The sequence below is a fragment of the Halorarius halobius genome (assembly GCF_024298865.1).
GTDB lineage: Archaea > Halobacteriota > Halobacteria > Halobacteriales > Haloarculaceae > Halorarius > Halorarius halobius.
On the sequence record NZ_CP101161.1, the window covers coordinates 3,327,215 to 3,340,247 of the forward strand.

Annotated in this window: 7 protein-coding genes; 5 read left to right on the forward strand and 2 right to left on the reverse strand. The window is 63.3% G+C overall.

All coding sequences use genetic code 11. The features are described from left to right. Positions 1 to 37: 37 nt before the first annotated feature. Both NL112_RS17665 and NL112_RS17670 read left to right on the forward strand, forming a co-directional pair. Positions 38 to 1,060: a sensor histidine kinase gene (locus NL112_RS17665; RefSeq protein ID WP_255150163.1), complete on the forward strand. Its 1,023-nt coding sequence runs from the start codon at positions 38 to 40 to the stop codon at positions 1,058 to 1,060. Between the two features lie 208 nt (positions 1,061 to 1,268). Further along, positions 1,269 to 2,189, forward strand: coding sequence for a sensor histidine kinase (locus tag NL112_RS17670; protein WP_255150164.1), 921 nt, complete (start codon positions 1,269 to 1,271; stop codon positions 2,187 to 2,189). Positions 2,190 to 2,416: 227 nt separating this feature from the next. On the opposite strand, the gene NL112_RS17675 is transcribed toward NL112_RS17670, so the two are convergent. After that, positions 2,417 to 2,701, reverse strand: coding sequence for a hypothetical protein (locus NL112_RS17675; RefSeq protein ID WP_255150165.1), 285 nt, complete (start codon positions 2,699 to 2,701; stop codon positions 2,417 to 2,419). Between the two features lie 195 nt (positions 2,702 to 2,896). Between NL112_RS17675 and NL112_RS17680 the strand changes: the two genes are divergently transcribed. Beyond that, the gene (locus NL112_RS17680) at positions 2,897 to 3,370 is read left to right on the forward strand and encodes a GNAT family N-acetyltransferase (RefSeq protein WP_255150166.1); all 474 of its coding nucleotides are present in this window, start codon (positions 2,897 to 2,899) and stop codon (positions 3,368 to 3,370) included. Positions 3,371 to 3,648: 278 nt separating this feature from the next. Continuing rightward, the gene (locus NL112_RS17685) at positions 3,649 to 4,464 is read left to right on the forward strand and encodes a hypothetical protein (protein WP_255150167.1); all 816 of its coding nucleotides are present in this window, start codon (positions 3,649 to 3,651) and stop codon (positions 4,462 to 4,464) included. A gap of 126 nt (positions 4,465 to 4,590) precedes the next feature. Here NL112_RS17685 and NL112_RS17690 read toward each other — a convergent pair whose 3' ends face one another. Beyond that, positions 4,591 to 9,078: a PKD domain-containing protein gene (locus tag NL112_RS17690; RefSeq protein WP_255150168.1), complete on the reverse strand. Its 4,488-nt coding sequence runs from the start codon at positions 9,076 to 9,078 to the stop codon at positions 4,591 to 4,593. A 366-nt stretch (positions 9,079 to 9,444) separates the two neighbouring features. On the opposite strand from NL112_RS17690, the gene NL112_RS17695 reads away from it, so the two are divergent. Next, positions 9,445 to 12,795 carry a tetratricopeptide repeat protein gene (locus NL112_RS17695; RefSeq protein ID WP_255150169.1) on the forward strand — a complete coding sequence of 1,117 codons (3,351 nt, stop codon included), beginning with the start codon at positions 9,445 to 9,447 and terminating at the stop codon, positions 12,793 to 12,795. Positions 12,796 to 13,033: the final 238 nt, after the last annotated feature.

Genomic DNA, 13,033 nt, shown 5'->3' on the forward strand with positions numbered 1-13,033 from the left:
GCTGGTTTCTACAGCAGTGTAGTCAATGCCACCCGATTTGGAAGGCGAGACGACGCTCCGGGGACTCATCGAGAGTTCACCGGACGCGATCGTGATTGCAAACCCCGAGACGGGAGCGATCTTCGAGGTCAGTCAGGCGGCCGAAACGTTGTTCGGGTACACGCAAGAGGAGTTACGGTCGATGGAGGTGGGTGCCCTCCATCCGGCCGAGGAACAACAGCGGTACGAGCAACTCTTCGAAACGCATTTCGAGCAGCAACCGGCCGTCGTTTCCCAGTTCGACGACGGGTCGCCCGTGTTCGCAGTGACGGCCGATGGCGAACGGATTCCCGTCGAGATCAACGCGTGGGTCATCGACGACACGGACCACGAGCAGCCGCTGTTTCAGGGCGTCTTCCGGGATATCTCGGAGCGACTCCGACGACGGCGTGAACTGCAACGGCAGAACGAGCGCCTCGACGAGTTCGCTGGCGTTGTCTCACACGACCTGCGGAATCCGCTGAACGTTGCGCAGGGCCGAGCAACGCTTCTCGAACAGGAGCGGGAGAGCGAGCATCTCGATGCACTGCAGGCTGCATTGGATCGGATGGAGACGATCGTCGACGACACCCTGACGCTCGCTCGCAACGGCCAACAGGTGGGCGAGATGGAACCGGTCAACCTGGTAAGTGCAGTCGGCAACTGTTGGGAGATGGTCGATACCGACGCGGCCACGCTGGAGATCGAGGACGACGTCACGGTCCGCGCGGATCCGGATCGCGTCCGGCACATCTGCGAGAACCTGCTTCGCAATGCCATCGAACACGGTGGCGACGACGTCACCGTCCGTATCGGTCAGGCAGACGAGGAGACGATATACTTCAAAGACGATGGGCCAGGTGTTCCTGAAGACGAACGGGAGACGGTCTTTGCACCAGGAAACACATCGAAGGATGAGGGGGCCGGCTTTGGATTGGCGATTGTACAACGGCTCGCGGAAGCCCATGGATGGAACGTCACGTTGACTGACAGCGCATCCGGTGGAGCGCGATTCGAGTTTAGCGATGTCGAAATCCAGTAAAGCGCTATTTGTCAGAAGCGATCTGTATGGGGTTCCACCGGCATTGGGGACGTACCGACGTTCCACTACACAGCTTGGTCTGGTTTTGTAGCGGACGAACCCGGTCTGACGATAATCCGGTAAGTTACGAACCACTAACTTCCACGTAAACCACACTGAACCGCCGGTAACCGCAGGTATTAGTAATATTCACAGCGTAGCGTCGAGGGTGAAACGACGAGTGTCGCCGGGAATCGCCGCACTCGTGTACCTCAGTCTCGGCGTTGTCGCCCTGTTCGTTTCCGACGTCATTTTCATCCGTCTGTTCGGGATGTCTTCGTTCACCCGCCAGCTGCAGGCCGTCAAGGGGGCCGTCGAGGTGCTGTTGACCGCCGGGTTCATCCTCGCCATGATGCGCTACAGCGAGCGCTCGCTTCGACGGTCACTTGCCCGTAGCCGAGAACGCGAGCAGGAACTCGCGGTGTTGCATCGCGTGTTTCGACACAACCTCCGGAACAAAATCAACATCATCCTCGGCCACGCCCAGCAGGCCAAAGCCGACGCATCTGCCCCCGTCGTTAGAGCCCAAGTCGACACCATCCTCGAGCAGGTGACGGATGTCTCCGAAACCACCGAGCAGGTCGTCACGATCGAGCAGCTGTCGTTTGCACACGAGGAACCGACGAGGCTTGATGTCGTTCCCATCGTGGAACAGCTCATCGCGACGTACAAGGAACGAACGGACGCGACGTTCACCATCGATCTCCCATCGACAGCGCCCGTGGTGGCGAATCCGAACCTCGATGTCGCACTCGATGAGCTCGTCGAGAACGCCATCGTCCACAACGACGCCGCAGAGTGTCAGGTCACGATCGCCATCAATCAGGGACCGCCCGACGAGCAACGCACGACGATCACCGTTGCGGACAACGGCCCCGGGATGCCCGATGGCACCGAAGCACTGCTGACCCAAGCGGACGTCGACCCCCAGGACCATCTCACGACGCTCGGGCTCTGGACGGCCTACTGGATCGTCACACGGGGCAACGGCGAGTTCAGTATCGCGGACAACGAGCCGCGTGGCTGTCGCATCGAGATCGGACTCGACACAGCTGCGCCCGACAGCACGGCGGGATCGAGGCGTCCATAGAGGGATGGTTGCCGCCAGAACAGCCCAAAACTGGCGGAATCTCACCAGTTGCTACACACGGTGGAGTGCATTCAGGGGACCAATTTCGGGAGGGAGAAATCTGTTACGGGGTCGGCTGTCGTCTCAGCTCCCGCGCCGAGGTCTATCAGCTGTGGCTGTCACAGGGGTTGTGCTGCATACAGGGCGCGATTCGGTCGAAACACAGGGAATGCTCGGATGACTGGCGTCTACGCCTCCGACGACGCTCCGAGCTCGTCAGCAATCGCTTGGAGGTCGCCTTTCCGGAACGTGGAATCGTCCGCCGTCTCCGGTGACTCAGCGATGCCGACCTGCGCCCGGATGAGTCGGCGCATCCGCGTTGTCGATGGCCGTCCCGTCTCGCCGACAGCAACCTCGAGAGCCTCACAGATGGCCTGGAGTTCCTCTTTCGTGAACGACGCCTCGACATTCCGTTCGAAGCGACCCGTCGCCACCCGAATCGCGTTCCGAACCTCGTGGACGGTAGGACTCACGAGTCACACCTCTCCTGTCTCTCCCCTCAAGGTTCCTACTCGGTCGCACTGCGACATTTCGGAAGATGCAGCCTGGCTAAGTATGCGACCATTGCTGAACACACCACTGTAGTCAGCCAGCTGTTCCGAACATCTCCCGAGGCAAGAGCCGTGCCACCGGAAACGCTTTCCAGCCGTGGCCTGGGTACCGTATCTATGGAAATCGCGCCGCTTCGAGCGGCTGAACTCGAGTCGTTCGTCGACGAGTTATGGGTGCCCGCACAGCGTGAGATGGCCACGACAATGGAGTACAGCCTCGCCGATGGACTCAGAGAGAAGGGCCTCTCCTACAAGCGGTCACAGCTGGACAAAGACGATGCCGTCACGTATCTCGCTCGCCGTGAGGACACACCGATCGGGTACGTGGCCGCCGACGTCGAGACTCCACCACCCATCGTCGAACAGTTGCATCAGTGCCACATCAGCGAACTCTACGTCATCGAAGACGCCCGTCGCCAAGGCGTGGCCGCCGAGCTCCTTTCGACTGTCGAGGAGTGGGGACGCGACTGCGACTGCCAGCAGCTGACGCTACAGGTCGCTGCCGAAAACCACGCCGCCATCGAACTCTACGAGACAGCCGGCTACAGCATCAAGCGACACGAGATGACCAAGCCGATCGAATCCACCTGACCCGAAACATCTACCGAGCGGAACCGTCCGAGTGCCCCCACCGAGCGTTCGGCGATGCGTTCCACACGGGCTGGCCGAAGCGGCGGGAAGAATCGCTCGACCTGTTAGGGGATGAACCTGTCTCGGGAAACGGTGCGGCTCGCAAGCGGGGCAATTTTTCTTCGTGGTGCCGCCCGTCTCGATTTCGACGAAATCGTCCCTGCCGATCGAGCCACCGTAGTCGTAGCTCTCCGGATTAGGTTACGAACATATTTCAAAGGTGATGAAAAACTCCTTCCGTGGTCGAACCCCACGCCGGGACCATGGTGCGGACCATCTCGCGGCGGGGGATACTGGCCTGTGGGGGAACGCTGATGACATGTTCGCTATCCGGCTGTCTCGGTAGCTCGGGCCCCGATTTGGCCGCGAACGAGTATCCACCCGGAACCTCGGAAACAGGGGTGACGGAGCCACAGACGCTCCTCGATGCGACGGCCACCGCCCTCGGCAAACAAGGGTACGACGTATCCCTGGTCGGCCCTCACACGTCCGAAAGCCGGTATCGAAGTAGCCTCTCGAGCGCCGAACAGCGACGGACGGTCACCCATCCGGACCAGACCATCGACATCTACGTCACCGAGGGGAAGGCGTACGCGGAAGTCGATGGGACCGGCGACCCGGAGTACGGCCGGGAAACGCTCGGCAAGTCGTTCGAGCAGGTTCACGCCTCGAACGGGAATCTCGGAATGGCGTTTGGCGGCGGCAAGCTCCTGTCTGCGAACGTGATCTCGAAGCTCCGTGCCTCCCACTCGGTGCGTGGCATCCTGTCGTTTGCACGTTTTGAACCGAGCGAGGTGACCGAACGGGACGGCCGCTCCGTCCTCGAGTTCACGCTGAAGGAAGTTACGGCATCCGAGTTCGATACCGATGGAAACAACGTCAGTGGGTCGCTGTCGGTCGATTTCGATGGAGTAGTGCGGCACGCCGAGGTCACGGTAACTGAGCAAGCGGACGGTGACACCCGGACGACGCGCCACAACAACTTCCGGATTCGAACGCAGGGGGACGTGTCGGTATCGATGCCCGACTGGGTCACCGAGGAGTTCGACCCCTGACCGCCGGCGACCCGCCCGTCATGTTCCCGAAACCGGAGACATCCCGGGGCAGAGCCACCGGTCGTCGGTTCGTGCTGTCTCGATGAAAAATCCGGAACCGTGTGGGCGGGGCGCCAGCGAGTGGGTTCAGTCCCGAACCCGGCGCACGATGACGACACTACAGAGAACGGCGAGTAGCGTGACGCCGACACCGAAGCCAGCGCCACTTCCCGCCGATGGCGTCGTCGTCGGAGTCAAGGCTGTGGGAGTCGACGTAGGCGTCAGCGTCGCGGTGGGCTCGACATCAGTCGTGGTCGGCGTCGCGGTTGGCTCGACGTCGGTCATCGTCGGCGTCGGAGTCGACGCCGTCGGAGCGCCGAGCGCGAACGCCGAGAAGCCGGGCGTTGTAGCGACGTACCGCCCATCTCCGAGATAGCTCGTCTCGAGTGCGCGCCACGATCCGTTGTAATATCGGTAGAGCGTGACGTTCTCCGGAGATGTACCGTCCGGAAGCGCGTCCTCCGATACGTCGAGGCGAACGCTCGCCTGCGTGAGCATGGAATCGGAGGCGTTCGTCGTCACGTTGACATAGATCATCGGCGAGCCGGCACCGAGCGGTGGAACCGACCCGGGTGGCTTCTCCGCGGGTGCCGAGACGGTGAGCCTGAACTGCCCGTCCGTCTCGGACAGCGTCAGATTGAGAGCCGTAATCTCGGCCGGTGCCGATGGGTGTCTCGCCCGCTCGGGGACGTCCATCGAAATAGAGCCGTCCGACTCCACGCCCGACACGACGAACGTGGTCCCCGGCCCGGCACTCCGGACAGCCACGGGCGAGTCGGCCGTCGATGGCTGGTCTGCAGTGTCATCACCACCGGTGGTGCCGACACCAGCGCTCCCATCGGTGTTTTCTGGCGCATCGACGGTAATCGTTCGTGACGCCGAATCGGTCTGTCCCTTCGCGTCGACCGCGATTACGGTCGGCTCGTAGGTTCCTGCCTCCTCGTAGGAGGGGGTAATTCTCGTGGTCGCGTTGTCCGTCACCCGCTCGACGGTGCCGTCGCCGTCGACGTCCCAGCGGAACTCGGTAATGCCGATGAAATCGGTGGACTCCGTCGCGGAGAGAACGACATCTCTCTGGCCGGCGACCGGGTCAGTTGCAAGCACTGTCAGTCGAGCCGTCGGCGGTCGGTCTGCCACGCGGAACGTCTTCGTGGTTGACGCGGTGTGGCCACGGGAGTCCGTGACCGTGAGCGAGAGCGTGTACGTTCCCGACTCGGTGTAGACCCGGGAAATCGTTTCGCCGGTCACGGTCGTCCCGTTCTCGAACGTCCACTCGTAGCGCTCGATGGAGCCGTTCAGCGCCGTCGAAAGCGACCCGTCGACGGTGACCGTCCGGTTCGGGTGGGGGTTGTTCGGGGCGACGTTGAAGCCCGCGATGACGGTCTGGTTGACCGCCGACGACGTCGTTCCGGGATCGACGCTCCGGTTCGCGGTCACCTCAGTAGTCGCGTTCGTCACCGTGTACGCACCGTCTTGCTGGGTGACGGTCGGCTCGGAGCCGACGTGCGTGACCGCCGTCTGGAAGTCGACGGTCACGTTCTCGGACGAGACGTTCGTCTGGTTCATGAACGCCTCGACGTCATCAGTACGGACCCTGAACTCGACATCGGCGTCCTCGGGAACGGTGATCCATTCCATCCCGTTCGTGTCTCCGGACGCGGTCGCCCCCGGGATCTCGTTGACGAACTCGCCGGACTCGGTGACGCCGACGCGACGACCCTGGCTGTCGATGGCGACCAGGTCGAGGTCCGGAGCGGTGTAATTGAATCGGCCGGGACCGATCGAATAGTCGTCGGGCACCGACACCTGCCCCTTCATCGAGACCGTGTTCGTGTTGCGCTCGATAGTGTTCAGTTCGACGCTGACGGTCGCTCGATAATCTTCGCCCGTGCCCGATTCGCTGGCAGTCTCGTACTCCAGTTGCAGGCCGTTCCCGAATCCGACCTTGGCAGTCTGTATCGCTCCGTTTCCGGGACCGTCATACTGGAGGACCTCGCCGTCCTGAACCCGGTACATCCGCACCGATTCGTTGTCCAGGGGGTCGGTCTTGTGGAATTCGTCCGGGTCGCCTGCGAACACGAAATCGACGGGCGACGAACCGTCGGTCGACAGGGACACCACTTGCACGACCGGGACCTCATCGCCCAGATCGTAGCTTCGGAGGGCTTTGACCTCGAGTTCGGTCTGCTCGACGTCGTTCGCAGTGAGGAACGTCCGTCTCGGCTCAAGCCAGTCGATGGGTTGACTCGGGTCCCAGGACCGAATCAGTCCGAGTCGATGGACGGGCGACACCGGCGGAATCTCCCGTTCGCCGGTCGGGCTGAACTGCTTCTGGTACCCCATCAGCGACACGCGGTCGTTCTTGTTCGTTGGGTGGGCGAACTTCATCGGGGTGCCGTGACCCAGTTCGTGCAACAGGGTGGTGATGCCCCGACCGATGGGAGCGTAGGTTCGCTCCTCGTTGCTGTCAGCGAAGTCGGGGAAGAAGTGGACGCCAGTATACCGGTTGTCGTCCCCAGCGAGGTCGTCGTTCGCCTTCGGGTTGCCGATGCTCATTCCCCCGTGGGTCCCGATCCAGGAGTGGTACTCACTCGGGTCGAGGCCCGACGTCGACTTCAGATCCTCGAGGAAGACGTGGGCACCACACTTTCCGACGGTGACGCTTCCCTGCCCGTTGGGACAGACGTCCATGCGTTGATACCGACGTGCGTTGTATATCCACGCAGGGTCGGCACGGTTTCCGTAGTAGACCTCCTCGTGGGGGAGCGTGTAGAACTGGCTGTCGTTGTCCAGATACGTGAAGTCGAATCCGATCGCACCCATCGACCCGCGACCCGAGCCGAAGTAGTTGTTGGCGTCGAGTTCCATGCTCGTCTCCCACAACTGCAGTGCGGTCGGGTCCCGGAGGTCAGCAGGCGGGGATTGCCCGGAGAACGTGCCCATAACCACGGCGACCTCCTTGACATCACGGAACACGTAGTAGTCGAGGTCGGGGTTCGTCGTGAGGAACCGCGTTCGATCCGCGTCCCGGAGGAAGCTCCCAAGCCGCGCTTGTCCGGCCTCGCTCGTGGCGACGATTTCGAGATCGACCTCCGTCCCCGGCGAGAGGCCGTCGAGGAGGCCAACGCTACCCAGATCGAGCCGATACTGGTCTCCCGTGGTGTGGGCCATCCGGGCGCGGGTCGACCGCCCGGACTCCGGCAACGACACGCGCACGTCGACCTCGTTTGCGTTCGCCACGGCGACCTGTAGGGTCGGATCTGTGCCCTGCTCGACCGGATACGGCGTCAGTTCTACCGATTTCGCGTCAATCGTCGGCGGCGGACCGGTCGACTCACCGGTCGTCACCAGCCACGTGTCGTAGCTCCCGCTCCCGTAGGAACTGGTGTAGCCCGCGAACGTGTAGCCGCCATCGGTCTGAACGAGGTCGGTGCCGACGTCCGTCCCACCGCCACCGAACGTGAGGTTCCATTGTTCAGCACCTTCGGACCCGGTCTTGATGAGCCACGAGTCGTAGCCGTCGCCATCGTAGGTCCGGGTGTAGCCCGACAGCGCATATCCTCCGTCGGCTGTCTGGATGACCGACGTTGCGACATCGTTGAGGCTCCGTCCGTACGCGTTGCTCCACTGCTTTGTGCCGGTCGAATCCACCTTCACCAGCCACATGTCGTCGGCGCCGATGCTGAATGTCTCCGTCCAGCCGGCCAACGCGAACCCGCCGTCGGAGGTGGTGGTCAGCCCGTGGCTGAACACGCCCTCGTTCCATTCCCCACCGTAGGTCTTGCTCCACTGTTTGTCACCCGAACTCGTCGTTCGGACGAGGAACATGTCGTCCTGGCCGCTGCCCGAGGAGTTCGTCCACCCGGCGATGGCGAACCCGCCATCGGCGGTCTGAACGAGTGCCTGGCCTTTATCGACGCCACTTCCCCCGTATGTGCGGGCGAACTCCTTGGTACCGGTACTGTCGACTTTCACGAGCCAGACGTTCTTGCGTGCGGCACCGGTGGAGTTCGTCCAGCCGGCAACGGCATACCCCCCGTCGGCAGTCTCGATGACCGACTGAGCGTGGTCCGCAACCGGCCCGCCGAAAGTCTGCGTCCACACTCGGTCGCCGCTTCCGTCGACCTTCACGAGCCACATGTCGCGTCCACCATCGGAATGGACCCCGTTGGGACGCGTCACGCCCGCCATGACGTAGCCGCCATCGGACGTCGGAGTCACATCGTAGGCTCGTTCGTCGCCACTCCCGCCGTAGGTGTGGCTCCACACTGTCGTTCCGTCACTGCTGACTTTGACGAGTTGTCCGTCGCGGTTCCCGTCCGCGGTCGCGTATCCGGCGACGACGTAGCCACCGGCATCGGTCGTGGCAACGGCCTGCCCTTCGCTCGCCTGCGAGCCGCCGAACGTCCTGTTCCAGCGTTCGGTGGGCTGGCCACTGCTCCGGGCGACGCTGGCTCTTGTCATCGATTCGGCTGACAAGGCGTGATTCAACTTCGCCAGCGAGAACGAGCCGTCCGAACCCAGCGTCGTCGACCCATCGGACGGAGCCGAGAGGTCTCGAGGGAGGTCATCCACACCGGATGAACTCGCAGTTGCGGAGGGGTCAGCCGTCGACGAGGGGTCCATCGCCGTGACTGGTGCGGTCACCGCGCTCGTGATCATCAACAACACGAGACATACGGAGCCGAGCGATCTCATCGAGATGCCCTCCATAGCGGGCGAACCCACCCCCGAGGCGGGCAGTCGACAACAATCCGTCCACGTGCATCCCCAAACCGAGGCATTTCGAGTGGGACGTTACGTGCCGGGAAAATTAGCTCACGGCATGAGCGCAGTGCTCACGGGGACGCGCTCGTACCCAAAGGCAGTCGTCCGGGGGGCTGAGATACTACGGCCGGCGATACGTTTATTCATTGAGATGCCACGTCTTCCAGGTAACTGATGACGGAGAGGGATATCGACCCCGGAGCTGTCCTCGAACAGCGGGGCGAGTTCGTCGCGGCGATGCTCGACCGCGCGATGTATCCTCGCGATCTCACTGACGCACTCGACGTCTCGCAGTCGACGGTGACACGGGGATTACGGGAACTCGAAACCGTCGGGTGGGTTCACCGGACCGACGACGGCTACGTCGCGACGCTCGCAGGCCGGCTTGCCTACGAGTCCTACTGCGACCACACGAACGCGCTCGACACGGTTCAGGACGCTGCCAGCGTGTTTCAGGACCTCCCGGCAGATCTCACGCTGTCGCCGGCGGTCCTCGGCGACGGCGCGACCGTCCATCTCGCCGACGAGGAAGGTAGCTATGCGCTGACCGAAACCCTCGTCGAACACATCGAGAGCGCCTCACGACTACGAGCGACGGTACCTGCACTCGTCGATACTGCACTCATCGGAGCATGGCACTCGGTCATCGAGACCGGCGGGACGGTCTCGCTCATCGCCGCCGAGCGCGTTGCCCGTCGATTGAGGGAGAGCGAACACGAGACGGTCCGGGCACTCCAGACGAGCGAGCGGTGTCGCCTCGTGACGCGGGGGAGCCTCGACCGAACCGGGGTACTCCTGATCGAAGACGGCAGTCGAACCGAGCTCCTGGTCGCACTCCACACCGCCGAAGGGTCACTTGCCGCCGTCATCGAATCCTCGACCTCCGAGGCAGTCGAATGGGCTCAGCGAATCTTCGAAGAGACGGACGACCAGACGGTCGTCTGGTCGGCAGACACCGAGCCCGGTGTCCGGTCGGAGGCCGACGAGAGCACTGCAGTGGACGCCGATACCGACCGTCGCGTCCAGTTGGCGGCCCACTCGCCACTCCGCACGGAGGGGTTCAGAGTTCTCACCGAAGCGTACTTCGAAACACGGTCCGCGCTTCCTCCCGAAACGACACTTCGCGCCGGGGCCTCGCTCGTCGAAGTCGCCGACGGGCAGACGCTTCCCAGAGAACAGGTGGCCGACGACGAGCGACGGGAGTTGCCGGCGGCCGTTCGTGACCGACTGCAACGCGGCGAGGACTGTGCAATCGTCGGGCCGCCCGGTAGCGGGAAGAGCACGGTCTGTATGCAGGTCGCGTATCGGTGGTACGAGGCGAACGATGGCCCCGTCTTCTACCGGCAAAGCGAAACCGGAATCGGCTTCGAGTCGCTCGACCGCCTCGAAGCCGTGTTGCGCCGGAGCACGGGACACACGCTCGTGGTCGTCGAGGACGTGATGCGCTCGGAGGCGTCGGAGCTGTTCACGGTCGTGGAGGCGTTCGCCGATGACCCGACGGTGTCGTTTCTCGTCGACGCCCGCCGGAACGAGTGGATATCGACCAACGACCACCCGGACGCCCGCCACGCCGAACTCCGGCATGGCCATTTCACATCGGTCTCGATACCGCCGTTCGACGAACGCGAACTCGAGCGGTTGCTGACCCACCTCGGTGACCGGCTGGATCAACCGCTACCGTCAGTCGACGAGGTCAGGGACTTCCTGCCGGACGAAAGCGAGAAGGAGCGAACGGGAGACATGCTCTTGTTGTTGCACCATCTCGGCACGTACGTCGATGCTGGGGACCGGCCGAGTGAGGCGGCCTCGGCGACGACGACGCTCGTCGAAGAAGTGAAGACGGCCTATCGACGGCTCGAGGCGAGCGACGCCGACGCCGCACGCGAGGTCGGCGTCCACGTCGCACTCCTGCTGGCCGCGGGCTTCGAAATCACGGACGACCTCGTGTATGCGTTGACCGTCCATCCCGAGGGGCCGAATCGAGCGGCGCTCAACGACGCTCTCGACGTGCTCGACGGCACGATGATCTTTTCGACCGGCGAAGAGACGGCCCGGACGGTCCACGACTCGTGGGGCGCGTGGTTTCTCAAGGCCGTGCGGGACGCCGAGAGCGACGAACGCCTGCACCACCGCTTCGCTCGCTCGGCAAACGCTCTGCTTGGACTCGTCGACGACGACGAGCGACGCGACGCGCTGGCACGACACTGTGGTCACAAGACGCCACATCTCGACCGAATCGACGACGATGCCGACAGCTGGCTCGAACACGTCCTCGGCCAGCTCTTCGGGATCGGTGATCGCTGGCACGACCTCACAGCGCTGTACGGCAGGGGCGAGCGAACGCTCCTGATGTTTCCGGACAGGTGTTCGGCGCTCCTCGAGGCACGGACGTTCAAGTGGCGCGCGGATATGCTCATTCACAGCGGCGACTTCGAGGCCGCGAAAGAGGCGCTCGACGGCCTGGACGCGAGAATCAGCGAGATCGCCGACGAGCGGTCGGCGAAACGACTCCGAGCCAGCCACGTCGCCAGTCGAGGGTTTATCCACAGGCGACAGGGCGAGTTCGACGCGGCGCTCGACTGCGAACGGACCGCCCTGAAACGGTATCGCGACATCGACGACCGACAGGGCGAAGCGGAGGCGATGCTGGGCATCGGTCTCGTGAAATGGCATCGTGATGGCGACGTGGAAGCTGCCACGGTGGACTTGCAAGACGCTCTCGAGGGGTTTCGAGCGGTCGGCGACCGCGCCGGCGAAGCGAACTGCATGAACAATCTCGGCATCATGGCGCGTGATCGGGGGGACATAGACGCGGCGGCGGCGTGGTTCGAGAACGGCCACGAGATTCGCCGCGACATCGAAGCCGGCCACCACCTCGTGGACAGCCTCATCAACCTCGGCGTCATCGCCCGGGACCGCGGGAATCTCGACCGATCGATCGCTCGGTTCAAGCAGGCGCTCGAACGCGCTCATGAGTTCGGAGGGAGCGACTATACGGCCCACAGCAAGCGTGCTCTCGGGAACACCCTCCATAGACGTGCAAATGAGGGGGACCTCGAACGGGCCAAACAGTACCTCGAATCCGCACTCGAACTGGATCGTGAGTCGGGTATCCGGTTTGCCGAGGGGCATTGTCTGCGCGGACTCGCGGCGGTCGCGCGCAAGCGCGGCAACCTTTCGACCGCCAGGGAGTTCGTGATGGCGGCAGAAGCCGCCTACGAGGACGCAGGGTCCGATCGGGACCAGGCACTTGCCACCCGCGAGCGGGGTCGAATCGCGCTCGCGGCCGCCGAGTACGAACGCGCGCGAACGCTTCTGCAGGAAGCCCTGCAAACTCTCGAAGCGAGCGACCGAAAGCCGGGACTGGCCGAGACGCGCGTCGACTACGCGCAGGCATTACACGAATTGGGCGATACCGATGCCGCACGCGAACACATTTCTCAGGCGCTGGAGTGGTATCGCGACATCGGCGCAGATCGGTACGTCGACGAGGTCCGAGACCTGCGCGTGGAAGTGGAAATGTAAACGGGGGGACTTTCGCCTCGGTACCGCTGTAATCAGAGTACCATCCCGACACCCCAGCGGTTCCGACCTCCTTCGCTTCACAGACGCTTGCTTCTGCCGCTGATGTATTCGTCGCTTGTCCTCGAAACGAGCGGTTGGCCTGAACCGAACGGGTTTCGCGGTTCGGACTGAGATGCACGGTTTCCACGCTCTTGTGCAGCAACCAGGAGTGGGACGGAACCGAGGACGATGCGTCCGG

Excerpts from the sequence above, each read along its gene's own strand:
- NL112_RS17680 (WP_255150166.1), top strand. The coding sequence starts at position 2,897 with ATGGAAATCGCGCCGCTTCGAGCGGCTGAACTCGAGTCGTTCGTCGAC.
- NL112_RS17695 (WP_255150169.1), top strand. The coding sequence starts at position 9,445 with ATGACGGAGAGGGATATCGACCCCGGAGCTGTCCTCGAACAGCGGGGC.